Origin of the sequence: Streptomyces nogalater, assembly GCF_039532885.1 — a bacterium.
Lineage (GTDB): Bacteria > Actinomycetota > Actinomycetes > Streptomycetales > Streptomycetaceae > Streptomyces > Streptomyces nogalater.
In genome coordinates this window covers 51,552-77,601 of the sequence record NZ_BAAASM010000013.1, presented here as the reverse complement: position 1 = coordinate 77,601, position 26,050 = coordinate 51,552, and the positions used below count along the sequence as shown (strand labels likewise).

At 70.4% G+C, this 26,050-nt stretch carries 25 protein-coding genes; 21 read left to right on the top strand and 4 right to left on the bottom strand.

Annotated features, from left to right (window positions below; translation table 11 throughout):
- The first annotated feature begins 63 nt into the window (after window positions 1-63).
- Complete coding sequence (locus ABD350_RS11630; protein WP_344347844.1) at window positions 64-630, top strand: helix-turn-helix domain-containing protein; 567 nt, start codon at window positions 64-66, stop codon at window positions 628-630.
- Between the two features lie 128 nt (window positions 631-758).
- Here ABD350_RS11630 and ABD350_RS11625 read toward each other — a convergent pair whose 3' ends face one another.
- Entirely contained in the window at window positions 759-962 is a 204-nt protein-coding gene (locus ABD350_RS11625) for a cold-shock protein (protein WP_016645643.1), read from the bottom strand.
- Between the two features lie 285 nt (window positions 963-1,247).
- On the opposite strand from ABD350_RS11625, the gene ABD350_RS11620 reads away from it, so the two are divergent.
- The 5 genes from ABD350_RS11620 to ABD350_RS11600 all read left to right on the top strand — a co-directional run bounded on the left by ABD350_RS11620 (window position 1,248) and on the right by ABD350_RS11600 (window position 5,560).
- Entirely contained in the window at window positions 1,248-2,096 is an 849-nt protein-coding gene (locus ABD350_RS11620; RefSeq protein ID WP_344347843.1) for a menaquinone biosynthetic enzyme MqnA/MqnD family protein, read from the top strand.
- A 35-nt stretch (window positions 2,097-2,131) separates the two neighbouring features.
- Window positions 2,132-2,881 carry a prepilin peptidase gene (locus ABD350_RS11615; protein ID WP_344347842.1) on the top strand — a complete coding sequence of 250 codons (750 nt, stop codon included), beginning with the start codon at window positions 2,132-2,134 and terminating at the stop codon, window positions 2,879-2,881.
- Between the two features lie 69 nt (window positions 2,882-2,950).
- The gene (gene mqnC / locus ABD350_RS11610; protein ID WP_344347841.1) at window positions 2,951-4,150 is read left to right on the top strand and encodes a cyclic dehypoxanthinyl futalosine synthase; all 1,200 of its coding nucleotides are present in this window, start codon (window positions 2,951-2,953) and stop codon (window positions 4,148-4,150) included.
- Window positions 4,151-4,187: 37 nt separating this feature from the next.
- Complete coding sequence (locus ABD350_RS11605) at window positions 4,188-4,787, top strand: imidazolonepropionase-like domain-containing protein (protein WP_344347840.1); 600 nt, start codon at window positions 4,188-4,190, stop codon at window positions 4,785-4,787.
- 59 nt (window positions 4,788-4,846) lie between these two features.
- Window positions 4,847-5,560, top strand: a complete 714-nt coding sequence (locus tag ABD350_RS11600; protein ID WP_344347839.1) for a demethylmenaquinone methyltransferase — start codon at window positions 4,847-4,849, stop codon at window positions 5,558-5,560.
- On the opposite strand, the gene ABD350_RS11595 is transcribed toward ABD350_RS11600, so the two are convergent.
- Complete coding sequence (locus ABD350_RS11595) at window positions 5,547-5,864, bottom strand: PASTA domain-containing protein (RefSeq protein ID WP_344347838.1); 318 nt, start codon at window positions 5,862-5,864, stop codon at window positions 5,547-5,549. The two genes, ABD350_RS11600 and ABD350_RS11595, sit on opposite strands and share 14 nt — an antisense overlap.
- Before the next feature lie 230 nt (window positions 5,865-6,094).
- On the opposite strand from ABD350_RS11595, the gene ABD350_RS11590 reads away from it, so the two are divergent.
- Window positions 6,095-7,387, top strand: coding sequence for a geranylgeranyl reductase family protein (locus tag ABD350_RS11590; RefSeq protein ID WP_344347837.1), 1,293 nt, complete (start codon window positions 6,095-6,097; stop codon window positions 7,385-7,387).
- Window positions 7,388-7,438: 51 nt separating this feature from the next.
- On the opposite strand, the gene def is transcribed toward ABD350_RS11590, so the two are convergent.
- Together def and ABD350_RS11580 are read right to left on the bottom strand one after the other, a co-directional pair.
- Window positions 7,439-8,062, bottom strand: a complete 624-nt coding sequence (gene def, locus ABD350_RS11585; protein ID WP_344347836.1) for a peptide deformylase — start codon at window positions 8,060-8,062, stop codon at window positions 7,439-7,441.
- Between the two features lie 128 nt (window positions 8,063-8,190).
- A complete protein-coding gene (locus ABD350_RS11580) occupies window positions 8,191-9,054 on the bottom strand; it encodes a C40 family peptidase (RefSeq protein WP_344347835.1) in 864 nt (287 codons plus the stop codon).
- A 743-nt stretch (window positions 9,055-9,797) separates the two neighbouring features.
- Between ABD350_RS11580 and ABD350_RS11575 the strand changes: the two genes are divergently transcribed.
- The 14 genes from ABD350_RS11575 to nuoN are packed head-to-tail and all read left to right on the top strand — an operon-like array spanning window position 9,798 to window position 25,878.
- On the top strand, window positions 9,798-10,157 hold the full coding sequence (locus tag ABD350_RS11575) for an NADH-quinone oxidoreductase subunit A (RefSeq protein WP_003992243.1): 360 nt from the start codon (window positions 9,798-9,800) through the stop codon (window positions 10,155-10,157).
- Between the two features lie 13 nt (window positions 10,158-10,170).
- Complete coding sequence (locus tag ABD350_RS11570) at window positions 10,171-10,725, top strand: NuoB/complex I 20 kDa subunit family protein (protein ID WP_143628055.1); 555 nt, start codon at window positions 10,171-10,173, stop codon at window positions 10,723-10,725.
- Window positions 10,722-11,513 (top strand): NADH-quinone oxidoreductase subunit C, encoded by a 792-nt coding sequence (locus ABD350_RS11565; protein WP_344347834.1) that lies wholly within the window; start codon window positions 10,722-10,724, stop codon window positions 11,511-11,513. Before ABD350_RS11570 ends, ABD350_RS11565 begins: the two co-directional genes overlap by 4 nt.
- Window positions 11,510-12,835 carry an NADH-quinone oxidoreductase subunit D gene (locus ABD350_RS11560; RefSeq protein WP_344347833.1) on the top strand — a complete coding sequence of 442 codons (1,326 nt, stop codon included), beginning with the start codon at window positions 11,510-11,512 and terminating at the stop codon, window positions 12,833-12,835. Before ABD350_RS11565 ends, ABD350_RS11560 begins: the two co-directional genes overlap by 4 nt.
- A complete protein-coding gene (nuoE, locus tag ABD350_RS11555) occupies window positions 12,832-13,614 on the top strand; it encodes an NADH-quinone oxidoreductase subunit NuoE (protein ID WP_344347832.1) in 783 nt (260 codons plus the stop codon). The genes ABD350_RS11560 and nuoE overlap by 4 nt, the downstream gene beginning before the upstream one ends.
- Window positions 13,614-14,960 (top strand): NADH-quinone oxidoreductase subunit NuoF, encoded by a 1,347-nt coding sequence (nuoF, locus tag ABD350_RS11550; RefSeq protein ID WP_382466749.1) that lies wholly within the window; start codon window positions 13,614-13,616, stop codon window positions 14,958-14,960. The genes nuoE and nuoF overlap by 1 nt, the downstream gene beginning before the upstream one ends.
- Window positions 14,957-17,461, top strand: a complete 2,505-nt coding sequence (locus ABD350_RS11545; protein WP_344347830.1) for an NADH-quinone oxidoreductase subunit G — start codon at window positions 14,957-14,959, stop codon at window positions 17,459-17,461. The genes nuoF and ABD350_RS11545 overlap by 4 nt, the downstream gene beginning before the upstream one ends.
- The gene (nuoH, locus tag ABD350_RS11540; protein ID WP_344347829.1) at window positions 17,458-18,822 is read left to right on the top strand and encodes an NADH-quinone oxidoreductase subunit NuoH; all 1,365 of its coding nucleotides are present in this window, start codon (window positions 17,458-17,460) and stop codon (window positions 18,820-18,822) included. Before ABD350_RS11545 ends, nuoH begins: the two co-directional genes overlap by 4 nt.
- Window positions 18,815-19,537, top strand: coding sequence for an NADH-quinone oxidoreductase subunit NuoI (gene nuoI / locus ABD350_RS11535; RefSeq protein WP_344347828.1), 723 nt, complete (start codon window positions 18,815-18,817; stop codon window positions 19,535-19,537). Before nuoH ends, nuoI begins: the two co-directional genes overlap by 8 nt.
- Window positions 19,534-20,379, top strand: coding sequence for an NADH-quinone oxidoreductase subunit J (locus tag ABD350_RS11530; RefSeq protein ID WP_344347827.1), 846 nt, complete (start codon window positions 19,534-19,536; stop codon window positions 20,377-20,379). The genes nuoI and ABD350_RS11530 overlap by 4 nt, the downstream gene beginning before the upstream one ends.
- Window positions 20,376-20,675 (top strand): NADH-quinone oxidoreductase subunit NuoK, encoded by a 300-nt coding sequence (gene nuoK, locus ABD350_RS11525; protein WP_030778338.1) that lies wholly within the window; start codon window positions 20,376-20,378, stop codon window positions 20,673-20,675. Before ABD350_RS11530 ends, nuoK begins: the two co-directional genes overlap by 4 nt.
- 15 nt (window positions 20,676-20,690) lie before the next feature.
- Complete coding sequence (gene nuoL / locus ABD350_RS11520; RefSeq protein WP_344347826.1) at window positions 20,691-22,655, top strand: NADH-quinone oxidoreductase subunit L; 1,965 nt, start codon at window positions 20,691-20,693, stop codon at window positions 22,653-22,655.
- Window positions 22,656-22,660: 5 nt separating this feature from the next.
- Window positions 22,661-24,232: an NADH-quinone oxidoreductase subunit M gene (locus ABD350_RS11515; protein ID WP_344347825.1), complete on the top strand. Its 1,572-nt coding sequence runs from the start codon at window positions 22,661-22,663 to the stop codon at window positions 24,230-24,232.
- On the top strand, window positions 24,229-25,878 hold the full coding sequence (nuoN, locus tag ABD350_RS11510) for an NADH-quinone oxidoreductase subunit NuoN (protein WP_344347824.1): 1,650 nt from the start codon (window positions 24,229-24,231) through the stop codon (window positions 25,876-25,878). Before ABD350_RS11515 ends, nuoN begins: the two co-directional genes overlap by 4 nt.
- Window positions 25,879-26,050 lie beyond the last annotated feature (172 nt).

Genomic DNA, 26,050 nt, shown 5'->3' with positions numbered 1-26,050 from the left:
TCTACGATGAACGCTGAGCACATTGTCCGTCAAGACACACGATCGTGTGATGGAGCGAACGACATGGCCGAGGCAACCCCCGCCCGACTCCCCCTGGAATGGATCGCCGCCGCCCTGAAGCGGGAGCGCGGCCGGGCCGGGCTGTCCCTGTCCGAGCTGGCCAGGCGGGCCGGCGTGGCCAAGTCCACGCTGTCCCAGCTGGAGGCGGGGAGCGGGAACCCGAGTCTGGAGACCGTCTGGGCGCTCGCGGTGGCGCTCGGTGTGCCCTTCGGCGCGCTGGTCGAGCCGCCCGTGCTGCCGGTGCGGGTGATCCGGGCCGGGCAGGGCCCCGCGGTCCGCTCCGAGCAGTCCGGCTATCTGGCCTCCCTGCTCTCCTCCTGCCCGCCGGGGGCCCGCCGGGACCTGTATTCCGTCCGGCTGGAGCCGGGGGCGGTACGGGAATCGGAACCGCATATTCCGGGGACCGTGGAACACCTGGTGGTGAGCGAGGGCGCGGTGAAAGCGGGGCCGCGCGGGGAGGTCGTGGAACTGGGGCCGGGGGACTACATGTCATACCGGGCGGATGTGCCTCACTCGTACGAGGCGCTCGCGGCCGGGGCGAGGCTCGTGCTCGTCATGCAGCACATGTGAGAGTCCGGGACCCGTGGGACCGGTGGGGCCCGTGAACGGGAAATGAACGGAAAAAGGCAGGAGCCCCGTCGCCGGATGGCGTGGGGCTCCTTGGGTACTGCTCTCAGGTTCTGCGATCAGGCAGGGAATCAGGCGGGGGTGACGTTCTCCGCCTGCGGGCCCTTCGGGCCCTGCGTGACGTCGAAGGTCACCGCCTGGTTCTCCTCAAGGGAGCGGAAGCCGCTGGCGTTGATCGCGGAGTAGTGAACGAAGACGTCGGGGCCGCCGCCCTCCTGGGCGATGAAGCCAAAGCCCTTTTCGGCGTTGAACCACTTAACGGTTCCGGTAGCCATAAGCCCTCCTTGGGCTCAAAAGGGTTGCCCTGCTCCAGAACCTGCAAGTGTGAAACGGTGCCGCACCACTGCATACTTCTGAAAACGACGAGAGCCCGCGGTCACATGCTCCGCAGGCTCTGTACTGCAAGGGAAACCAAACTGCAACTTGCGGCGAGCCTAGCACGGGGGCGCCGGAAAGCAATAGAGGTCAAGATCACTTCACCCGAATGTTTGAACGTCCGCTGGGCCGTTCGGGGTCGGGGTGGTCCAGGTGACGTACGGGACCCGAGCTAGCCTCGCGATGTGGACACTGCTCGCACCCGGCCGCGTGTCGGCCACATCCAGTTCCTGAACTGCCTGCCCCTGTACTGGGGGCTCGCGAGAACCGGCACGCTGCTCGACTTCGAGCTGACCAAGGACACCCCGGAGAAGCTCAGCGAGCGGCTGGTGAGCGGAGAGCTGGACATCGGCCCCGTCACCCTCGTCGAGTTCCTCCGCAACGCCGGCGACCTGGTCGCCTTCCCGGACATCGCCGTCGGCTGCGACGGGCCGGTGATGTCCTGCGTGATCGTCTCCCAGGTGCCGCTGGACCGGCTGGACGGCGCCCGGGTCGCCCTCGGCTCGACCTCCCGCACCTCGGTCCGGCTCGCCCGGCTCCTGCTCGCCGAGCGGTACGGCGTCCGGCCCGACTACCACACCTGCCCGCCCGACCTCGGCCTGATGATGCGGGAGGCCGAGGCCGCCGTCCTCATCGGCGACGCGGCCCTGCGCGCCAACCTGGTCGACGGGCCCCGCTACGGCCTCCAGGTGCACGACCTCGGCGCGCTGTGGAAGGAGTGGACCGGGCTGCCGTTCGTCTTCGCGGTCTGGGCGGCCCGCCGGGACTACGCCGAGCGCGAGCCGGACATCACCCGCGAGGTCCACGAGGCCTTCCTCGCCTCCCGCGACCTCTCCCTGCAGGAGGTCGCCAAGGTCGCCGAACAGGCCGCCCGCTGGGAGGCGTTCGACGAGGCCACCCTGGAGCGCTACTTCACCACGCTCGACTTCGGCTTCGGCGCCCCTCAGCTGGAGGCGGTCGCCGAGTTCGCCCGCCGGGTGGGGCCGACGACCGGCTTCCCGGCCGACGTGCGGGTGGAACTGCTCCGGCGGTAACCGCCCGCCGCGTACGAGACGAAGGGGGAGGGTCTGTGGACGGGACGGCCACGGGGTTGCCGGTGCTCGCGGCCGGGGCGTGGGGCGCGCTGACGGGGCTGCTGCTGCCCCGGGCCGCGTACCGCTTCTGCGTGCCCTACGGCGAACCCTGGCGCGACCGGTGCCCGGCCGGTGTCCATCCGGTCCGGGGCTGGCTGGGCACAGCGGGCTGCGGGGAGTGCCGCGGGCGGTCCGATGGGGGCACCCGCGGGGAGACCGCCGTCCTCGCCACCGCCACCGCACTCGTCTGCGCCGCCCTCGCCGCCGCCACCGGCTCCCGGCCCGAGCTGGGGGCCTGGCTGCTGCTCGCGCCCGTCGGCGTGCTGCTCGCCACCGTCGACGCGCGGGTGCGCCGGCTGCCCGACCCGCTGACCCTCCCGTTCGCCGCCGCCGCCCTCGCCCTGCTCGGCCTCGCCGCCCTGCTCCCCGAGCACACCGGCCACTGGCCCACCGCCCTCTGCGCCGCCCCCGCCCTCGCCGCCGGCTACTTCGTGCTGCACCTCGTCAACCCGGACGGCATGGGCTTCGGCGACGTGAAACTGGCCGCCGGGTCGGGCGCCGTACTCGGCTGGTACGGCTGGCCCACCGTGCTGCTCGGCACCTTCGCCGCGTTCCTGCTCGGCGCCCTCTACGGCGGCGCCCTCGTCCTCGCCCGGCGCGCGGACCGCAAGACGGGCGTGCCGTTCGGCCCCTTCCTGCTCGCCGGCACCCTCGCCGGGCTGCTGACCGGGGCCTTCGCGGCCTGACGTCGGTGGCCGGAACAGCCTGGCGTAGGCTGACGTGGTCCGTTCACGAACCTTGCGAAAGGGACGCCGGTGACCGAGAAGGCCGACCTCCAGTCCGTCCTCGACCGCGCCGCGGCGGGCGGACGCATCACCCCCGAGGAAGCGCTCGCCCTCTACCGTGACGCCCCCCTGCACGCCCTCGGCTCCGCCGCCGACGCCGTGCGCCGCCGCACGTACGCGGGCACCGAGCACATCGCCACGTACATCATCGAGCGGAACATCAACTACACGAACGTGTGTGTCACGGCGTGCAAGTTCTGCGCTTTCTACGCGGCTCCCAAGGACACCGCGAAGGGCTGGACCCGCGACCTCGACGACATCCTGCGCCGCTGCGCGGAGACCGTCGAACTCGGCGGCACCCAGATCATGTTCCAGGGCGGCCACCACCCGGACTACGGCGTCGAGTACTACGAGAAGCACTTCCGGGCCATCAAGGAGGCCTTCCCGCAGCTGGTGATCCACTCCCTCGGCGCGTCCGAGGTCGAGCACATGGCCCGGATCAGCGGCGTGTCGGTCGAGGAGGCCATCACCCGGATCCACGAGGCGGGCCTGGACTCCTTCGCCGGGGCCGGCGCCGAGCTGCTGCCGGAGCGCCCGCGCAAGGCCATCGCCCCGCTGAAGGAGAGCGGCGAGCGCTGGCTGGAGATCATGGAGACCGCGCACCGGCTGGGCGTGGAGTCCACCTCCACCATGCTCATGGGCACCGGCGAGACCAACGCCGAGCGTATCGAGCACCTGCGGATGATCCGGGACGTACAGGACCGCACGGGCGGCTTCCGCGCCTTCATCCCGTACACCTACCAGCCCGAGAACAACCACCTGAAGGGCCGCACCCAGGCGACCCTGTTCGAGTACCTGCGGATGATCGCGATCGCCCGCCTCTTCCTGGACAACGTCCGGCACATCCAGGGCTCCTGGCTCACCACGGGCAAGGAGGTCGGCCAGCTGTCCCTGCACTACGGCGCGGACGACCTCGGCTCGATCATGCTGGAGGAGAACGTCGTCTCCTCGGCCGGTGCCAGGCACCGCTCCAACCGGCTGGAGATCATCGACCTGATCCGCAAGGCGGACCGCGTCCCGGCGCAGCGTTCGACGACGTACGAGCACCTCGTCGTGCACGACGACCCGGCGAACGACCCCGTGGACGACCGGGTGGTCTCCCACATCTCCTCCACGGCCATCGAGGGCGGCACCGCCCACCCCGAGCTGAAGCTGCTCGCGTCGAACTAGGCCGAACCAGGGAGTCGGACCAGGGACCAGGGTCGCCGTGCTGACGCTCCACGCGGACTCCAGGGGCCACGCCTACCTCGTCCGGGGTGAACGGATCGAGGCCGTGGGGCCGCTGGAGGACCTCGCCGCCGCGCACGGCCACGCGCGTGTGCGCGCCTGGCCGGGCATCCTCACGCCCGGGTACGTCAACCCCTACGGCAACGAACTGCTGGAGCGGACGTACCACCCGGACCCGCGGGAGGCCGACGCCCTCGGCACCGAGCCGCTGACCGGGGCCGCGCTCGCCGCGCTCGCCATGGACGACGCCCGCTGGGGCGCGAGCGCCCGGCGCGGGGTCCAGCGCATGCTGGCGTACGGCACGGTCGCCGTGGCGTGCGAGCCGCTGCGCGTCCGCGCGGTCCAGGACGCCGTACGCCGCACCGGCATCGCCGTCGTCCCCCGCCCGGCCCCCGCCGCCGGCCCCCCGTCCCTGAACCCCTTCGCCCGCCGGCCCGAGGCGGCCCCGCCCCGCCGGCCGGGTTCCGCCGCCCACTTCGCCGTCTTCGACGTCGAGGACGAGACGGAACTGGCCGAGCGGGGAGCCACGGCATGCGTGGCGACGGTGCTCTCCGGCCGCCTGGTCTTCCGCCGCCGCTAGCCACCCACACGCGGCAAGCCGCCGCCCCGGCCGTGCGGCCCGGCTGCAACAATGGGCGGGTGACCCGCGCTTCCCTGAACAAGCAGCCGCACGAAGTCGCCACGATGTTCGACGACGTGGCGGAACGGTACGACCTGACGAACGACGTGCTGTCACTCGGGCAGGACCGCCGCTGGCGCAAGGAGGTGGCGAAGGCCGTCGACGCCCGCCCCGCGCAGAAGGTCCTGGACCTCGCCGCCGGTACGGCCACCTCCTCCCTCCCCTTCACCCGGACGGGCGCCTACGTCGTCCCCTGCGACTTCTCCCTCGGCATGCTCCAGGTCGGCAAGAAGAAGCACACCTGGCTGCCGTTCACCGCGGGCGACGCGACGCGGCTGCCCTTCAAGGACGACACCTTCGACGCGGTGACGATCTCCTTCGGCCTGCGCAACGTCCAGGACACGGACGCGGCCCTGCGCGAGATGTACCGCGTCACCCGCCCCGGCGGACGCGTGGTGATCTGCGAGTTCTCCCACCCGACCTGGGCGCCGTTCCGCACCGTCTACACCGAGTACCTGATGCGCGCGCTGCCCCCGGTCGCCCGCGCGGTCTCCTCGAACCCGGACGCGTACGTCTACCTCGCCGAGTCCATCCGGGCCTGGCCCGACCAGCCCGGCCTCGCCGAACGGCTGCGCAAGGCGGGCTGGTCGAAGGTCGCCTGGCGCAACCTCACCGGCGGTGTGGTGGCGCTGCACCGGGGCTTCAAGGAGGACCCGGGCCTCACGGCGGGCTGATCCCGGCCACCTCGTACGGGTCGTGCGGCGCGTCCAGTTCCCGCCGCAGCCCCCCGCGCGGCGGCCCCGGTACGCGCGGCTCCCGCACGCCCCCGCCGCCCTCGCCCTCCGCGAAGTCGAACCACACGTACACCGTCGAGTCCCGCGGCACCTCGGTCCCGGGCCGCGGATGCTGGCGTACGACGTAGTCCACGACGGCGAGGTGGAAGTCCGGGCGGTCCGGCGCGGTCAGGGACAGGCCCCGCGTCCGTGCCGTCTCGCGCGCGTCGACGGCCATCAGCCCGACCAGACGCGGAACGCGCACTTCGGGTGTCTTGGGTGTTATGTACACAGATGTCACCCCCAGCGGTACTGGCAGGGTAACCCCGGCCCGTCCTGCCCGGAAGGCGTCGGTGTCTTTCCGTAACAGACGTGTGCGCACAGTGACTGCCGCTCGTGGGGCGGCCCTTCGGCCGGCCGGCCGACCGCGCTGAATAGACTGCCCGTGTCCCGTGCCGGCCGGCACACACCTTTCGACCTTGGGGAGATCCCGCCGTGACCGTCGTGACCGAGCCGCTCTCCGAGAACACCGCCGACGTGATCGTCGTGGGCGCGGGGCCGGCCGGCTCCACGACCGCGTACCACCTCGCCAAGGCCGGACTCGACGTCCTGCTCCTGGAGAAGACCGAGTTCCCGCGCGAGAAGGTGTGCGGCGACGGACTCACCCCGCGCGCGGTCAAGCAGCTCGTCACCATGGGGATCGACGTCTCCGAGGAGGCCGGCTGGCTGCGCAACAAGGGGCTGCGCATCATCGGCGGCGGCGTCCGCCTCCAGCTCGACTGGCCCGACCTCGCCTCCTTCCCGGACTACGGCCTGGTCCGCAAGCGCGACGACTTCGACGAGCAGCTCGCCCGCAACGCCCAGAAGGCGGGGGCGCGGCTGTACGAACGCTGCAACGTGAGCGGCCCGATCGTGGACGACCGCACCGGCCGTATCACCGGCGTCACCGCCAAGCTCGGCGAGGACAAGCGCGAGGTCTCCTTCCGCGCGCCGCTCGTCGTCGCCGCCGACGGCAACTCCACCCGGCTGTCCCTCGCCATGGGCCTGCACCGCCGCGAGGACCGCCCGATGGGCGTCGCCGTCCGGACGTACTTCGAGAGCCCCCGCCACGAGGACGACTACCTGGAATCCTGGCTGGAACTGTGGGACCGCCGAGGCCCCCAGGACCGGCTGCTGCCCGGCTACGGCTGGATCTTCGGCATGGGCGACGGCACCTCGAACGTGGGCCTCGGCGTGCTGAACACCTCCGCCTCCTTCAAGGAGCTGGACTGGCGGGAGATCCTCAAGGCGTGGTGCGCCTCCATGCCGGAGGACTGGGGCTACACCCCGGAGAACATGACCGGCCCGATCCGCGGCGCCGCCCTCCCCATGGCCTTCAACCGCCAGCCGCACTACACGCGCGGCCTGCTGCTCGTCGGCGACGCCGGCGGCCTGGTGAACCCCTTCAACGGCGAGGGCATCGCCTACGCCATGGAATCCGGCCAGATCGCCGCCGACGTCATCGTGCAGGCCCACGCGCGCGCCACGCCCGCCCAGCGCGAGACCGCCCTGCAGCGCTACCCGCGCGTCCTCAAGGACACCTACGGCGGCTACTACACCCTCGGCCGCGCCTTCGTGAAGCTCATCGGCAACCCGAAGGTCATGCAGATCGCCGCGCAGCGCGGGCTGACCCACCCGATGCTGATGAAGTTCACCCTCAAGCTCCTCGCCAACCTCACCGACCCCACGGGCGGCGACGCGATGGACCGCATCATCAACGGCCTGACCAGGGTGACCCCGAAGGCCTGACGGCTCGCCGGGGCCCCTGGGGAACCCCCGGCGGCCCGTACGCGGCACCGGTCACGCGTCGAACGCGGTCTCCTTGGCGGCCCGGCGGGCGTACACCTCGTCCCGGCGGTCCGTCATCTGCCGCAGCGCGTCCTTCCGGTCCCGCTTGGACAGCCGGTCCAGGTAGATCCGGCCGTCGGTGTGGTCGGTCTCGTGGGCGAGGCAGCGGGCGAAGTACCCGGTGCCCTCGATGACGACCGGCCGGCCGTCCCGGTCCTGCCCGCGCACGACGGCCCGGTCCGGCCGCGGCACGGGCATCACGGCGCCGGGTACCGACAGGCAGCCCTCGCCCTCGTCCAGCAGCCGTCGCTCACCCGTGGGCGTTTCGAGCACCGGGTTGACGATGTGTCCGACATGCCGGACTCCGTCGTCGTCGGGGCAGTCGTACACGAACAGCCGCAAGTCGACGCCGACCTGATTCGCCGCCAGCCCGGCACCCTCGGCGACGTACATCGTGCGGAACATGTCGTCGATGAGCGCGGCGAGGTCGGGCCCGAACTCCGTGACGTCCCGGCACCGCTTGTGCAGCACCTCCTCGCCGACCTCGGTGATGCGCCGCACCGCGCCACGCCCGGCCTCGGGTGCGTAACGCGGGTAGGAGGCGGCGGGACTTCCCTGTACGAACACGCGTGGCATCGCGCGAACTCCTTCACTCGGATCCGGACCACCGGACGGCGGCCCGAGCAGAGCATGTCAGGGAGCGCGCGAGGGGCGCTGCCCGGGTGGCAGCGGCCCTGTGAGCGTGCGAGGGGTGCGGGGTGCGCTCAGAGCACCCGCACGGCGCCGGTGGGCGGGTCGTAGGACAGCGGGCGCTCCACGACACCGGTGGAGGAGTTCTGCGCCCCCACGAACATGCCGTTACCGACGTACACCGCCACGTGGTACGCGCTGCCCGCGCTGCCCCAGTACAGGATGTCGCCCGGCTGGAGGTTGCTCAGCGAGACCTGCGTGCCGGCGGTCGACTGGTCCTGCGACACGCGCGGCAGGCTGACGTTGATCTGCCGGAAGGCCGTCTGCACCAGCCCGGAGCAGTCGTAGGCGGACGGGCCGGTGGCGCCGGGGACGTACGCCTTGCCGACCTGGGACCTGACGAAGCTGACGATCGTGGCGGCCGAACCGGTGGCCGTGGACGTGCCGGTGTCGGTGCTGGTGCCGGCACCCGTCCCGGTGCCGGTGCCGCTGTCGCCGAGGGTGGTGGTGCCGGTGCCCGCCGAGGCGGTGAGCGTGGTCCGCTCCGCGGTGCGCGACGCGCGGGCGGCGGCCTCCCTGCGGGCGTCCTCCTCGGCCTTCTTCTTGGCCTCGGCCGCCTTCTTCTTGGCCTCGGCGAGGTCCGCCTCGGCCTTCTTCGCGGCCTTGGCGGCGGCCGCGTCACGCTCCGCCTGCAGCTGGTAGTTCGCGGCAGCCTGCTCGGTCGCGTCCGCGGTCTGGGCCGCCTGCGCGGCCAGGTCGGCCGTCAGGGTGGGCAGTTCGAGGGTCTGCGTCACCGGCTCGGCCGCGTTCGCCGACCCGGACGCCCCGGCGACTGCCAGGGTGCTGAGGACGCCACCGGCAACTCCGGCCCGCACGGCGAGGGTCGACGCGCTGCGGCGGGGCTTCCGGTGGCTGCGTATGTGAGCGGTGTGGGACATGGGAACAACCGGTACCAGGGGCTCCTTCATATCTTCAAGAAACGTGTCGTGCGCCACAGTTGCTCAATCGAGACCTGGAAACCCGGGCGTGTCGCCCTTTATTGACGCCGTAACGGACATTGCGGACCGTCGTGATCAAGCCCTTGATCACGGTCTTTGATCATTACGTCCGAATTGCCCCGCGCCTACCACTGGTTGGGGTCGTTGGCCAAGCCCGGTTCTCACCGCGCTCTCATGGACGTGACGGAGGTCACGGAACGGTAGCCGGAACTCCGGCGTCCGGGGCGTGCGGACTTCGTGAACGCGCGCACGCGCCGGGATCCGCGTTCACATCCGTCCGCGCACCCCCCTCGGGGTGTGAACGCGCTCCACTATCAGATGCGTGCCGGTAGCACCAATTTGCATGCAGGCGAACCTTCTTGATATTGAGACGCCCCCTCCGGCCTGCGCCGACAAGTAGGAATGTCACTTCTGGTGATCAACTGAACGCTTCCGGTGTGAAGATCACCCATCATCCGACTTCATGATCCTTCGTCAGGTGGTGGAGATCACAGAGCTTGTGGAATACCCCGTGTCGCAGATCACAGAGTGACAGGCATAAGATGCGAGGCAGTCGGGCTTGTGACCTGCTTCACATGTTCTCGATCTTCGCCCGGGACGAGCGGGGTTCGTGGGACCGGTGAGGCGGATGTGAGCCCAGTGATCCGCCAGCAGTCAGTGCCGACTGAGAGGAGCGAGGAGCGGTGAACGCGTATGCGCCCATCCTCGTACTGGGAGCCCTCGGGGCAGGCTTTGCGATCTTCTCCGTGGTCATGGCCACGCTGATCGGTCCGAAGCGGTACAACCGCGCCAAGCTCGAAGCCTACGAGTGCGGCATCGAGCCGACCCCCACGCCGGCCGGCGGCGGGCGCTTCCCCATCAAGTACTACCTGACGGCGATGCTCTTCATCGTCTTCGACATCGAGATCGTCTTCCTCTACCCCTGGGCCGTCACCTTCGACGCCCTGGGGATTTTCGGGCTCGTGGAGATGCTGCTCTTCGTGCTCACCGTCTTCGTCGCGTACGCGTACGTATGGCGGCGCGGCGGCCTGGAATGGGACTGAGGGGCCTTTAGACATGGGACTCGAAGAAAAGCTGCCGAGCGGCTTCCTGCTCACCACCGTCGAGCAGGCCGCGGGCTGGGTGCGCAAGGCATCCGTCTTCCCGGCCACCTTCGGCCTGGCCTGCTGTGCCATCGAGATGATGACCACCGGCGCCGGCCGTTACGACCTCGCCCGCTTCGGCATGGAGGTCTTCCGCGGCTCGCCGCGCCAGGCGGACCTGATGATCGTCGCCGGCCGGGTCAGCCAGAAGATGGCGCCCGTCCTGCGGCAGGTCTACGACCAGATGCCCAACCCCAAGTGGGTGATCTCCATGGGGGTCTGCGCCTCCTCGGGCGGCATGTTCAACAACTACGCGATCGTGCAGGGCGTCGACCACATCGTCCCGGTCGACATCTATCTCCCCGGCTGTCCGCCCCGGCCCGAGATGCTCATGGACGCGATCCTCAAGCTCCACCAGAAGATCCAGTCCGCCAAGCTCGGCGTGAACGCCGAGGAAGCGGCCCGGGAGGCGGAGGAAGCGGCGCTGAAGGCCCTGCCCACGATCGAGATGAAGGGGCTGCTGCGGTGAGCGACGCGAAGAACGGCACCCACGGCGCCAACGGGCCGGCGAACGGTGCCGCGAACGGTTCCTCGGACGGGGTGAACCCCGAGAAGGACCTCGCCGCGGCCAACCTCCCCGGGATGCGCGGCCAGGGCGGCGAGGAGATCCGCGTCCAGCGCGGCATGTTCGGCGCCAACAACGGCGGCGACACCTCCGGCTACGGCGGCCTCGTCCGCTCGGTCCGGCTCCCGGGACCGGCGACCCGCCCCTACGGCGGCTGGTTCGACGAGGTCGCCGACGAACTCGAAGGCGCCCTGGAGGAACAGGGACTGCTGCCCGGCAACGCCATCGAGAAGACGGTCGTCGACCGCGACGAGCTGACCTTCCACATCGAACGCGAGCACCTGGTCCGCGTCGCCCGCGTGCTGCGCGACGACCCGGCCCTGCGCTTCGAGCTGTGCACCGGCGTCAGCGGCGTCCACTACCCGAACGACAAGGGCCGCGAGCTGCACGCCGTCTACCACCTGCGCTCGATCACCCACAACCGGCTGATCCGCCTGGAAGTCAGCGCCCCCGACGGCGACCCGCGCATCCCGTCCCTGGTCTCCGTCTACCCGACCAACGACTGGCACGAGCGCGAGACCTACGACTTCTTCGGGATCGTCTTCGACGGCCACCCGGCCCTGACGCGGATCATGATGCCGGACGACTGGCAGGGCCACCCGCAGCGCAAGGACTACCCCCTCGGCGGCATCCCCGTCGAGTACAAGGGCGCCCAGATCCCGGCTCCGGACCAGCGGAGGTCGTACTCGTGAGCAGCACCCAGTCAGCAGCCGCCCGGGAAACCACCGAGGGCACCGTCTACACGGTCACCGGTGGCGACTGGGACGAGGTCGTCCAGACCGCGGCCCGCGCCGACGACGAACGCATCGTCGTCAACATGGGTCCCCAGCACCCGTCCACCCACGGAGTGCTCCGCCTCATCCTGGAGATCGAGGGCGAGACGGTCACCGAGGCCCGCTGCGGCATCGGCTACCTCCACACCGGCATCGAGAAGAACCTCGAATACCGCACCTGGACGCAGGGCACCACCTTCGTCACGCGCATGGACTACCTGACGTCCTTCTTCAACGAGACCGCCTACTGCCTCGCCGTCGAGAAACTCCTCGGCATCGAGGACCAGATCACCGAGCGCGCCAAGATCATCCGGGTGCTCCTGATGGAGCTGAACCGGATGTCCTCCCACCTGGTGTGCATCGCCACCGGCGGCATGGAGCTGGGCGCCACCACGATCATGATCTACGGATTCCGTGATCGTGAAATGATTCTCGACCTCTACGAGCTCATCACGGGCCTGCGCATGAACCACGCGTACATCCGGCCCGGCGGACTCGCCCAGGACCTGCCGCCCGGCGCGGTGGACCAGATCCGCGAGTTCGTGAAGAAGATGAAGAAGAACCTCCCGGAGTACGACAAGCTCGCCACCGGGAACCCCATCTTCAAGGCCCGCATGCAGGACATCGGCTATCTCGACCTGGCCGGCTGCATGGCCCTCGGCGCCACCGGCCCGATCCTGCGCTCCACCGGCCTCCCGCACGACCTGCGCAAGACCCAGCCGTACTGCGGCTACGAGAACTACGACTTCGACGTGCCGACCGCCGACTCCTGCGACGCCTACGGCCGCTTCCTCATCCGCCTGGAGGAGATGCGCCAGTCGCTGAGGATCGTCGAGCAGTGCCTGGACCGGCTCCAGCCCGGCCCGGTCATGGTCGCGGACAAGAAGATCGCCTGGCCCGCCCAGCTCGCCCTCGGCCCGGACGGACTCGGCAACTCCCTCGACCACATCAAGAAGATCATGGGCACCTCCATGGAGGCCCTGATCCACCACTTCAAGCTGGTCACCGAGGGCTTCCGGGTTCCGCCGGGACAGGCGTACGCGGCCGTCGAGTCGCCCAAGGGCGAGCTCGGGGTGCACGCCGTCTCCGACGGCGGCACCCGCCCCTACCGGGTCCACTTCCGCGACCCGTCCTTCACCAACCTTCAGGCCATGGCGGCGATGTGCGAGGGCGGCCAGGTGGCCGACGTCATCGTCGCCGTGGCCTCCATCGACCCCGTGATGGGAGGCGTCGACCGGTGACCACCTCTTCTTCGGAGCGGGGCATCAGCCTGGGCATGCCCGAACTGCCCGCACCGGCCTACCCGGACGACGTCCGGGCCCGGCTGGAGGCGGACGCCCGCGAAGTGATCGCGCGCTACCCCGACTCCCGGTCCGCCCTGCTGCCGCTGCTCCACCTCGTGCAGTCCGAGGAGGGCCACGTCACCCGCACCGGGATGCGGTTCTGCGCGGACATGCTCGGCCTGACCACGGCCGAGGTCACCGCGGTCGCCACCTTCTACACCATGTACCGGCGCAAGCCGAGCGGTGACTACCAGGTCGGCGTCTGCACCAACACCCTGTGCGCGGTGATGGGCGGCGACGCCATCTTCGAAGAGCTGCAGGAGCACCTGGGCGTCGGCAACGGCGAGACCACCGGCGACGGCAAGGTCACCCTGGAGCACATCGAGTGCAACGCGGCCTGCGACTACGCGCCGGTCGTGATGGTCAACTGGGAGTTCTTCGACAACCAGACCCCGGCGAGCGCCAAGCGCCTGGTCGACGACCTGCGCGCCGGGCGCCCCGTACAGCCCACGCGCGGGGCGCGCCTGTGCACGTTCAAGGAGACCGCGCGGATCCTGGCCGGCTTCCCCGACGAGCGGCCCGGGGCCGTCGAGGAGGGCGGCAGCGGGGGACCCGCCTCGCTGGTGGGTCTCCGCCTGGCCAAGGGGGAGGCCGCGCCCGCGCGCGTGGTCCATCCGCGGGTCCAGCAGTCCCCGGACGCCCCGTCGGCGGGCCTGGCCGAAGAGGAGGGGGAGTGATGACCGTGGTATCCGAGGTCAAGGACCCGAGCCCCGAGAAGCTGCTCGCACCCGTGCTGTCGGCCTTCTGGGACGAGGACCGGTCCTGGACTCTGGACGTCTACCGGAGGCACGAAGGGTACGAGGGGCTCCGCAAGGCCCTCGCCATGTCGCCGGACGACCTGATCGCGTACGTCAAGGAGTCCGGGCTGCGCGGCCGCGGAGGCGCGGGCTTCCCGACCGGGATGAAGTGGCAGTTCATTCCCCAGGGTGATGGAAAACCGCATTATCTGGTTGTCAACGCCGACGAGTCGGAGCCCGGGACGTGCAAGGACATCCCGCTCCTCTTCGCGAACCCGCACAGCCTCATCGAGGGCATCGTGATCGCGTGCTACGCCATCAGGTCGTCGCACGCCTTCATCTATCTGCGGGGGGAGGTCGTCCCCGTACTGCGGCGGTTGCACGAGGCCGTGCGCGAGGCCTACGCGGCCGGCTACCTCGGCGAGGACATCCTGGGCAGCGGGCTCGACGTGAACCTCACCGTGCACGCCGGCGCCGGCGCGTACATCTGCGGTGAGGAGACCGCACTGCTCGACTCGCTCGAAGGCCGCCGTGGTCAACCGCGGCTCCGTCCCCCCTTCCCCGCCGTGGAAGGCCTCTACGCCTGTCCGACTGTGGTGAACAACGTCGAATCGATCGCGTCGGTTCCCGCGATCCTGAAAAACGGCAAGGAATGGTTCAGGTCGATGGGCAGCGAGAAGTCCCCGGGCTTCACGCTCTACTCGCTCAGCGGCCATGTCGCCAGCCCCGGACAGTACGAGGCCCCGCTCGGCATCACCCTGCGCCAGCTCCTCGACATGAGCGGCGGCATGCGGCCCGGCCACCGGCTGAAGTTCTGGACGCCGGGCGGCTCCTCCACGCCGATGTTCACCGACGAACACCTCGACGTCCCCCTCGACTACGAGGGCGTCGGCGCGGCCGGCTCCATGCTCGGCACCAAGGCCCTGCAGTGCTTCGACGAGACGACCTGCGTGGTGCGGGCCGTCACCCGCTGGACCGAGTTCTACGCCCACGAGTCCTGCGGCAAGTGCACCCCCTGCCGGGAAGGAACGTACTGGCTGGTGCAGCTGCTGCGGGACATCGAGGCCGGCAAGGGCGCCATGTCCGACCTCGACAAGCTCGCCGACATCGCCGACAACATCAACGGCAAGTCCTTCTGCGCCCTCGGCGACGGCGCCGCGTCCCCGATCTTCTCCTCGCTGAAGTACTTCCGCGAGGAGTACGAACAGCACATCACGGGCCGGGGCTGCCCCTTCGACCCGGCCAAGTCCACGGCCTGGGCGGACCGCCCGGAGGTGAACGCATGACCGTGACCACGAGCGCCCCCGCCGGCGGGGGCGAGGCGGCCCGCCCGCCGGAAGACCTCGTCACGCTGACCATCGACGGCATCGAGATCAGCGTGCCCAAGGGCACCCTGGTCATCCGCGCCGCCGAACAGCTCGGCATCGAGATCCCCCGGTTCTGCGACCACCCCCTCCTGGACCCGGCCGGCGCCTGCCGCCAGTGCATCGTCGAGGTCGAGGGCCAGCGCAAGCCGATGGCCTCCTGCACGATCACCTGCACGGACGGCATGGTCGTCAAGACCCACCTCACCTCCCCGGTCGCCGAGAAGGCCCAGCACGGTGTGATGGAGCTGCTGCTCATCAACCACCCGCTGGACTGCCCGGTCTGCGACAAGGGCGGCGAGTGCCCGCTGCAGAACCAGGCGGTCTCGCACGGCAACGCCGAGTCCCGCTTCGAGGGCCGCAAGCGGACCTACGAGAAGCCCGTGGCGATCTCCACACAGGTACTGCTCGACCGCGAGCGGTGCGTGCTGTGCGCCCGCTGCACCCGCTTCTCGAACCAGATCGCGGGCGACCCCATGATCGAGCTGATCGAGCGGGGCGCGCTCCAGCAGGTCGGCACCGGCGAGGGCGACCCCTTCGAGTCGTACTTCTCCGGCAACACCATCCAGATCTGCCCGGTCGGCGCGCTCACCTCGGCCGCCTACCGCTTCCGCTCCCGCCCCTTCGACCTCGTCTCCTCGCCGTCGGTGTGCGAGCACTGCTCCGGGGGCTGCGCCACCCGCACCGACCACCGGCGCGGCAAGGTCATGCGGCGGCTCGCCGCCAACGACCCCGAGGTCAACGAGGAGTGGATCTGCGACAAGGGACGCTTCGCGTTCCGCTACGCGCAGCAGCGCGACCGCCTCGACACCCCGCTGGTCCGCGGCGCCGACGGCGTGCTGGAGCCCGCCTCCTGGCCCGAGGCGCTCCAGGCGGCGGCCGAGGGCCTGTCCGCCGCGCGCTCCCGGGCCGGTGTCCTCGTCGGCGGCCGGCTGACCGTCGAGGACGCCTACGCCTACAGCAAGTTCGCCCGCGTGGCGCTCGACACCAACGACATCGACTTCCGCGCCCGCGTGCACAGCGGCGAGGAGGCCGACTTCCTCGCCGCCCGGGTCGCCGGCCACGGCCGTGACCTGGACGGTACGGGCGTCACGTACGCCTCCCTGGAGAAGGCGCCCGCCGTGCTGCTGGTCGGCTTCGAGTCGGAGGAGGAGGCCCCCGGCGTCTTCCTGCGGCTGCGCAAGGCCTGGCGCAAGCACAGGCAGCAGGTGTTCGCGCTGGCCACGCACGCCACCCGGGGCCTGGAGAAGGCCGGCGGCACACTGCTGCCGGCCGCCCCCGGCACCGAGACCGAGTGGCTGGACGCCCTCGCGAGCGGCGTCGGCCTGGAGGAGCCCGGCACGCGCGCCGCCGAGGCCCTGCGCGCCGACGGCGCCGTCATCGTCGTAGGGGAGCGGCTGGCCGCGGTCGCGGGCGGCCTCACCGCCGCCCTGCGGGCCGCCACCGCGACCGGCGCCGAGCTGGTGTGGATCCCCCGCCGGGCCGGTGAGCGCGGCGCCCTGGAGGCGGGCGCGCTGCCCTCCCTGCTGCCGGGCGGCCGTCCCGCGACCGACCCGCGCGCGCGGGAGGAGGTCGCCGCCGTCTGGGGGCTCGCCGAACTCCCCGCGCGCTACGGCCGCGACACCCACCAGATCGTCGAGGCCGCAGCGGCCGGTGAGCTGTCCGCGCTGCTGGTCGCCGGGGTGGAGGTCGCCGACCTGCCCGACCCGGCACGCGCGCGTGAGGCACTGGAGAACGTCGGCTTCCTGGTGTCGCTGGAGCTGCGGCCCAGCGAGGTCACCGCGCACGCCGACGTGGTCCTGCCGGTCGCCGCGGTCGCCGAGAAGGCCGGCTCCTTCCTCAACTGGGAAGGCCGGGTGCGCTTCTTCGAGGCCGCGCTCAAACCCGACCAGATGACCCGCCGGCTCGCCCCGGCCGACACCCGCGTGCTGCACATGCTCGCCGACGCCATGGACACCCACCTGGGCCTGCCGGACCTGCGCACCACCCGTGCGGAGATCGACCGGCTCGGCCTCTGGGACGGCCCCCGCGCCCTGGCGCCGATGGAGTCCGCGGGCGCCCTGCCCCGCCCGGCGGCCGGCGAGGCCGTACTGGCCGGGCACCGGCTCCTGCTCGACCGGGGCGTCCTCCAGGAGGGCGACGAGGCACTCGCCGGAACCCGGCACGCCGCGCTCGCGCGCCTGTCCGTGGCCACGGCCGCCGAGGCGGGCGTCGAGGACGGCGGCATCCTGGCCGTCACCGGGCCCGCCGGCACGGTCGAACTGCCCCTGCGGATCACCGAGATGCCCGACCGGGTGGTCTGGCTCCCGCTGAACTCCACCGGTGGCGGCGTCGCCTCCGACACCGGGGCGCGGCCCGGCTCCCTCGTCCGCATCGGCCCGGCGGCCCGCGCCGAGACGGCCCCCAAGGAGGTGGAGGCATGACCGCGTACCTCGCCGCTGAAGACCTCTCGATGTTCGGCCGCGACCCCTGGTGGCTGGTCGTCGTCAAGGCCGTCTTCTGCTTCGCCTTCCTGATGGTGACCGTGCTGTTCTCCATCGTCTGGGAGCGCAAGGTCGTCGCCTGGATGCAGCTGCGCGTCGGCCCGAACCGGCACGGCCCCTGGGGCATGCTCCAGTCGCTCGCCGACGGCATCAAGCTGATGCTCAAGGAGGACCTCGTCGTCAAACGCGCGGACAAGGTGGTCTACGTCCTCGCGCCGATCGTCGCGGCCATCCCCGCCTTCATGGCGATCGCGGTGATCCCGTTCGGCCCGGCCGGCAACGAGATCTCGATCTTCGGCCACCGCACCACGATGCAGCTCACGGACCTGCCGATCGCGATGCTCTACATCCTCGCGGTCGCCTCCGTCGGCATCTACGGCATCGTGCTGGCGGGCTGGAGCTCCGGATCCACCTATCCGCTGCTGGGCGGCCTGCGCTCCTGCGCGCAGATGATCTCCTACGAGATCGCCATGGGCGCCGCGTTCGCCTCGGTGTTCCTCTACTCGGGGTCGATGTCGACGTCCAGGATCGTGGAGGCGCAGGGCGACCGCTGGTACATCCTGCTGCTGCCGGTCTCCTTCATCCTGTACATCGTGACGATGGTCGGCGAGACCAACCGCGCCCCCTTCGACATGCCGGAGTCCGAGGGTGACCTGGTCGGCGGCTTCAACACCGAGTACTCGTCGATCAAGTTCGCGATGTTCATGCTCGCCGAGTACGTCAACATGGTGACGGTCTCGGCCGTCTCCGCAACCCTCTTCCTCGGCGGCTGGCGCGCCCCCTGGCCGATCAGCACCTTCTGGGAGGGCGCCAACCACGGCTGGTGGCCGCTGCTCTGGTTCGTGGTCAAGGTCCAGCTGCTGCTGTTCTTCTTCATCTGGCTGCGCGGCACCCTCCCGCGCGTGCGCTACGACCAGCTGATGAAGCTCGGCTGGAAGGTCCTCATCCCGGTCTCGGTGACCTGGCTGATGCTCGTCGCGACCGTCCGCGCGCTGCGCAACGAGAACTACGACTTCGCCGACATCGCCCTCTACGTCGGCGGCGGTGTCCTCGCCCTGCTGCTGGTCTCCTTCGTCGCCGACATGTTCCGCGAGAGGAACAGGACCGCCGGGCAGCCCGCCGCCCCGGAGCCGGTCTTCGATCCGCTGGCGGGCGGATTCCCCGTACCGCCGCTGCCCGGACAGCAGCTGCCGCCGGTTCCCAGGCGCCGCCCGCGCCGGGAGCGGGAGCTGATTGTCAGTGGCGGGGCGGACACTGTCAGTGACGGAACTTCGGATGGAAAGGAGGCGTCCGATGGCTGAGGAGCCTCAGGAGTCCGGGCAGATCAAGCCCGGCTTCCAGAACCCCGTGGCCGGCTTCGGCGTGACCTTCAAGGCCATGTTCAAGAAGCGGCTGACCGAGCAGTACCCGGAGCAGAAGAAGACCACGGCTCCGCGGTTCCACGGACGGCACCAGCTCAACCGCCATCCGGACGGCCTGGAGAAGTGCGTCGGCTGCGAGCTGTGCGCCTGGGCCTGCCCCGCCGACGCCATCTATGTGGAGGGCGCCGACAACACCGACGAGGAGCGCTACTCGCCGGGGGAACGCTACGGACGCGTCTACCAGATCAACTACGCCCGCTGCATCCTGTGCGGCCTGTGCATCGAGGCGTGCCCCACGCGCGCGCTGACGATGACCAACGAGTTCGAACTGGCCGACTCCAGCCGCGCCAACCTCATCTACACCAAGGAGCAGCTGCTCGCCGGCCTCGAAGAGGGCATGGTCGACACCCCGCACGCCATCTACCCGGGCACCGACGAACAGGACTACTACCGCGGCCTGGTCACCCACGCCGCGCCCGGCACCGTCCGGCAGACCGCCGTCTCCAAGGGGGAGAACCCGCGGGAGTCCGAGGGGGAGGCCCCGCGGGAGTCCGAGGGGGAGGCCCCGCGGGAGTCCCAGGGTGAGGCCCCGCAGGAGGCCGCCGCCACCTTCGGCGAGGGCGAGCCGGCCGCGGGGGAGGTGATCGGCCGATGAGCGCGCAGCACCTCGCCGCCTACACCACCTCCACCGGTGAGGCCTTCCAGTTCTGGGTCCTCGGCACCATCGCGGTGATCGGCGCCCTGTGCACCGTCTTCATGAAGAGGGCCGTGCACAGCGCGCTCTGCCTGGCCGGCACGATGATCGTCCTGGCGGTGTTCTACCTCGCCAACGGCGCCTACTTCCTCGGCATCGTGCAGATCGTCGTCTACACCGGCGCGATCATGATGCTGTTCCTGTTCGTGGTGATGCTGGTCGGCGTCACGGCCGCGGACTCCCTGAAGGAGACCATCAAGGGCCAGCGCTGGCTGGCCCTGCTGTGCGGCACCGGCTTCGGTGTCCTGCTGTTCGCCGGCATCGGCAACGCCTCCCTGAAGGAGTTCAACGGCACCGGCCGGGCCAACGCCAACGGCAACGTCGAGGGCCTGGCGTTCCTCATCTTCACCAAGTACGTCTTCGCCTTCGAGATCACCGGCGCGCTGCTCATCACGGCCGCCGTCGGTGCCATGGTGCTCACCCACCGGGAGCGCACGGAGCGCGCCAAGACCCAGCGGGAACTGTCCGAACAGCGGATCCGCGAGGGCACGCACATCCCGCCGCTGCCCGCCCCCGGCGTCTACGCCCGGCACAACGCGGTCGACATCGCGGGCCTGCTGCCCGACGGCACCCCCTCCGAGCTGACCGTCAACAAGACGCTGCGCGCCCGCGGCCAGATCCGGGACGTGTCCACCGAGGCGCTGGGCGACCTGCGGGCGCTGGAACAGCGCGCGGAGGAACGCCTGGAGCGCAGGGCGAACAAGCCGGAGACGTCCAAGCGGCCCGAGGAGGCGTCGAAGTGAACCCGGTCAACTACCTCTACCTCGCCGCCCTGCTGTTCACGATCGGCGCGACCGGCGTCCTCATCCGGCGCAACGCCATCGTGGTCTTCATGTGCGTCGAGCTGATGCTGAACGCCTGCAACCTCGCGTTCGTCGCCTTCTCCCGGATGCACGGCAACCTCGACGGCCAGATCATCGCCTTCTTCACGATGGTCGTCGCCGCCGCGGAGGTCGTGGTGGGCCTCGCGATCATCGTGTCGCTGTTCCGTACCCGCCACTCGGCCTCGGTCGACGACGCCAGCCTGATGAAGCTGTAAGGGGTCGGAAGAATCGTGGAGAACCTGATCGCGCCGCTCGTCGCGGCGCCCCTGCTCGGAGCGGCCGTCCTCCTGCTCGGTGGCCGGCGCCTGGACCGCGGCGGCCACTGGATCGGCGTCCTGCTGTCGTTCGTCTCCTTCGCCCTCGGGCTCGTGCTCTTCGCCGACCTGCTCGGTGAGGGCGCCGGACACCGCACCCTGACCCAGCACCTGTTCAGCTGGATCCCGGTGGCCGGCTTCCAGGCGGACGTCACCTTCCGCCTGGACCAGCTGTCGATGACGTTCGTCCTGCTCATCACGGGCGTCGGCTCGCTGATCCACCTGTACTCGGTCGGGTACATGGCGCACGACGAGCGCCGCCGCCGCTTCTTCGGCTATCTGAACCTGTTCCTCGCGGCGATGCTGCTGCTCGTCCTCGCCGACAACTACCTGCTGCTGTACGTCGGCTGGGAGGGCGTCGGCCTCGCCTCGTACCTGCTGATCGGCTTCTGGCAGCACAAGCCCAGCGCCGCCACGGCAGCGAAGAAAGCCTTCCTGGTCAACCGGGTCGGCGACATGGGCCTGTCGATCGCGATCATGCTGATGTTCACCACCTTCGGCAGCTTCGCCTTCGGCCCGGTCCTCGGCACGCACGAGGAGCCGGGTCTCGTCGGCGGCGCCTCCGAGGGCATGCTCACCGCGATCGGCCTGATGCTGCTGCTCGCCGCCTGCGGCAAGTCCGCCCAGGTGCCGCTGCAGTCCTGGCTCGGGGACGCCATGGAGGGCCCGACCCCGGTCTCCGCCCTCATCCACGCGGCGACCATGGTGACCGCGGGCGTCTACCTCATCGTCCGCTCCGGCGCCCTCTTCAACGCGGCGCCCGACGCCCAGCTGGCCGTCACCGTCGTCGGCGCGGTCACGCTGCTGTTCGGTGCGATCGTCGGTTGCGCCAAGGACGACATCAAGAAGGCGCTGGCCGGCTCGACCATGTCGCAGATCGGCTACATGGTCCTCGCCGCCGGTCTCGGCCCCATCGGCTACGTCTTCGCGATCATGCACCTGGTGACGCACGGCTTCTTCAAGGCCGGGCTGTTCCTCGGCGCCGGTTCGGTGATGCACGGGATGAACGACGAGGTCGACATGCGCCGCTACGGCGGCCTGCGCACGTACATGCCGGTCACGTTCATCACCTTCGGCCTCGGCTACCTGGCCATCATCGGCTTCCCGGGCCTGTCCGGCTTCTTCTCCAAGGACAAGATCATCGAGGCGGCGTTCGCCAAGGGCGGCACCGAGGGCTGGATCCTCGGCGGCGCGGCCCTGCTGGGCGCGGCCCTCACCGCCTTCTACATGACGCGCGTGATGCTGATGACCTTCTTCGGAGAGGAGCGGTGGCGCAACGCCCCGGCCCCGTCCCCGGCCGAGCCCGGTGTGGAGCCCGCCGCCGAGACCGCGGGCGAGCACGCCGTACCGCACCCGCACGAGTCCCCGAAGGTCATGACGGTCCCGATGATCGTCCTCGCCGTAGGCTCGGTCTTCGGCGGTGCCTTCTTCAGCATCGGCGACCGCTTCCTGAACTGGCTGGAGCCGGTCACCGGGCACGACCACGGCGACTCCCCGCTCAGCGCGGGCGTGATCACCGGGGCCACCATGGTGTGCCTGGTCGTCGGGGTCGCCCTCGCCTGGGCCCAGTACGGCCGTAAGCCCGTCCCGGCTGTCGCCCCGCGCGGCTCGCTGCTCACCCGCGCGGCCCGCCGCGACCTGCTCCAGGACGACTTCAACCACGTGGTCCTGGTGCGCGGCGGCGAGCACCTGACGCGCTCCCTGGTGTACCTCGACCACTCCCTGGTGGACGGCGTCGTCAACGGCACGGCGGCCGGCTTCGGCGGGCTGTCCGGACGGCTGCGCCGGCTCCAGAACGGCTTCGCCCGCTCCTACGCGGTCTCGATGTTCGGCGGCGCGGCACTCCTGGTCGCCGCGACCCTGCTGATGAGGGCGGTCTGATACCGATGTCCTTTCCCCTGCTGACAGCGACGGCGGCGCTCCCGGCGCTCGGGGCCGTCGCCACGGCCGCCGTACCGGCCGCCCAGCGCACCGCCGCCAAGTGGCTGGCGCTGCTCGTCTCGCTCGCCACGCTCGCCCTGGCCGTCACCGTCCTGGTCCGCTTCGACCCGGACGGAGAGCGCTACCAGCTCACCGAGAACCACGCCTGGATCAAGGACTTCGGGGTCAGGTACGAACTGGGCGTCGACGGCATCGCGGTGGCGCTGATCGCCCTGACCGCCCTGCTGATCCCGTTCATCATCCTCGCCGGCTGGCACGACGCCGACCCGCTGGAGACCGGCAGCCGCCGCTGGCGGCCCACCCAGGGCTTCTTCGCGCTGATCCTGGCGGTGGAGGCGATGGTGGTCATCTCGTTCGCGGCCACCGACGTCTTTGTCTTCTACATCTTCTTCGAAGCCATGCTCATCCCGATGTACTTCCTCATCGGCGGCTTCGGGGACCGCGCGCACGCGCACGGCGAGGAGACGGCCGCCACCCAGCGGTCGTACGCGGCGGTGAAGTTCCTTCTCTACAACCTGGCCGGCGGTCTGATCATGCTGGCCGCGGTGATCGGTCTGTACGTGGTCGCCGGGAGCTTCTCGCTCACCGAGATCGCCGACGCCCGCGCGAACGGCACGCTGGACATGGCGACGAGCACCGAACGCTGGCTGTTCCTCGGCTTCTTCTTCGCCTTCGCGGTGAAGGCGCCGCTGTGGCCGCTGCACACCTGGCTGCCCAACGCCATGCAGGAGGCCACCGCACCCGTCGCCGTCCTCATCACCGCGGTGGTGGACAAGGTGGGCACATTCGCGATGCTCCGCTTCTGCCTTCAGCTGTTCCCGGAGGCCAGCAAGTGGGCGACACCGGTCGTCCTCGTCCTGGCCCTGATCAGCATCATCTACGGCGCGCTGCTCGCCGTCGGCCAGCGGGACATCAAACGCCTGGTGGCGTACGCGTCGATCTCGCACTTCGGCTTCATCATCATGGGCGTCTTCGCGATGACCAGCCAGGGCCAGTCCGGCGCCACGCTGTACATGGTCAACCACGGCATCTCCACCGCCGCGCTGATGCTCGTCGCCGGTTTCCTCATCTCCCGGCGCGGCTCGCGGCTCATCGCCGACTACGGAGGCGTGCAGAAGGTCGCCCCGGTGCTCGCCGGGACCTTCCTGGTCGGCAGCCTCGCCACGCTGTCGCTGCCCGGCCTCGCCCCGTTCGTCAGCGAATTCCTGGTACTGGTCGGCACGTTCGCGCGCTACCCCGTGATCGGGATCATCGCCACCTTCGGCATCGTCCTCGCCGCCCTGTACACGCTGGTCCTCTACCAGCGGACGATGACGGGCCCGGTGAAACCGGAGGTCTCGGCGATGCCCGACCTGCGCGTGCGTGAGGTGCTGGTCGTGGCCCCGCTGATCGTGCTGCTGATCTTCCTGGGCGTCTATCCCAAGCCGGTCACGGACATCGTCGATCCGGCGGTCAAACAGACCCTGTCCGACGTACACAAGAAGGACCCCCGGCCCGACGTGGAGGCGGCCAAGTGAGCGCAACAGCCGTCCACAGCCTGTGGACAACCGCGGCCGAGCCGATCACGAAGATCGACGCGCCGAAGATCGAGTACGGACAATTGTCGCCGACGCTGATCGTCGTCGGCGCGGCGCTGGTGGGGGTGCTGATCGAGGCGTTCGTGCCGCGCAGGTCCCGCTACTACGCGCAGGTGTTCGTGTCCGTCGTGGCCCTGTGCGCCGCGTTCGCGGCGGTCGTCGCGCTCGCGGCCGACGGGTTCGGCACCACGAAGGCGCACATCGCGGCCATGGGGGCGATCGCCGTCGACGGCCCGGCCCTCTTCCTCCAGGGCACCATCCTGCTGGCCGGCCTGGTCGGCCTGTTCACCTTCGCCGAACGGCGCCTGGACCCGGCCGCGCACGGCAACCGGGTCGACTCCTTCGCCGCGCAGGCCGCGTCCGTACCCGGCAGCGACAGCGAGAAGGCCGCCGTCCGGGCGGGCTTCACCACCACCGAGGTCTTCCCGCTCCTGCTGTTCGCGATCGGCGGCATGCTGATCTTCCCGGCGGCCAACGACCTGCTGACCCTGTTCGTGGCCCTGGAGGTCCTCTCCCTGCCGCTGTACCTGCTGTGCGCGCTGGCCCGGCGCAAGCGGCTGATGTCGCAGGAGGCCGCGGTCAAGTACTTCCTGCTGGGCGCGTTCGCCTCGGCGTTCACCCTGTTCGGCATCGCCCTGCTGTACGGCTACGCGGGCTCGATGTCGTACGCCCGCATCGCCCAGGTCGTCGACGGCACCGCCACCGACGTCGACCCCGCGCTCGCCAACACCATGGGCAACGACGCGCTGCTGCTGATCGGCGGCGCCCTGCTCGTCATGGGCCTGCTGTTCAAGGTGGGCGCGGTGCCGTTCCACATGTGGACCCCCGACGTCTACCAGGGCGCGCCCACCCCCGTGACCGGGTTCATGGCGGCGGCGACGAAGGTGGCCGCCTTCGGCGCGCTGCTGCGCCTGCTCTACGTCGTCCTGCCCGGCCTGCGCTGGGACTGGCGGCCGGTGATGTGGGCGGTCGCGATCATCACCATGCTGGGCGGTGCGATCGTCGCCATCACCCAGACCGACATCAAGCGCCTGCTGGCGTACTCGTCCATCGCGCACGCCGGGTTCATCCTCGCGGGTGTCATCGCCACGTCCGAGGACGGCGTGTCGTCGGTCCTCTTCTACCTGGCGGGCTACTCCTTCGTGACGATCGGCGCGTTCGCCGTGGTCACGCTGGTGCGGGACGCGGGCGGCGAGGCGACCCACCTGTCCAAGTGGGCGGGCCTGGGCCGGCGTTCCCCGCTGGTGGCGGCCGTGTTCGCGGTGTTCCTGCTGGCCTTCGCCGGTATCCCGCTGACCTCCGGCTTCTCGGGGAAGTTCGCCGTGTTCAAGGCGGCGGCGGACGGTGGCGCGGCTCCGCTGGTCATCGTGGGTGTGGTCTCGTCGGCGATCGCCGCGTTCTTCTACATCCGGGTGATCGTCCTGATGTTCTTCAGCGAGCCGAAGCCGGAGGGCCCGACCGTGGCCGTCCCCTCCCCGCTGACCATGCTGGCCATCGGCATGGGCGTGGCCACGACCCTGGTCCTCGGCATCGCCCCCCAGTACTTCCTGGACCTGGCCGGCCAGGCGGGAGTCTTCGTCCGCTGACCTCCACGTCCCACATGCCGCTGCCCGGCGCCCTTGCCCAGGGGGCCGGGCAGCGGCATGTGGTCGTTGGTCACCGATGCCTTGTGTGTGGCGGCAGGTCCGGAAGGGCGGGTTACCGAGTGATGACGCCGGAGAACGAGTGAACCTGTGGATAACTCCGAAGCTGTCGGTG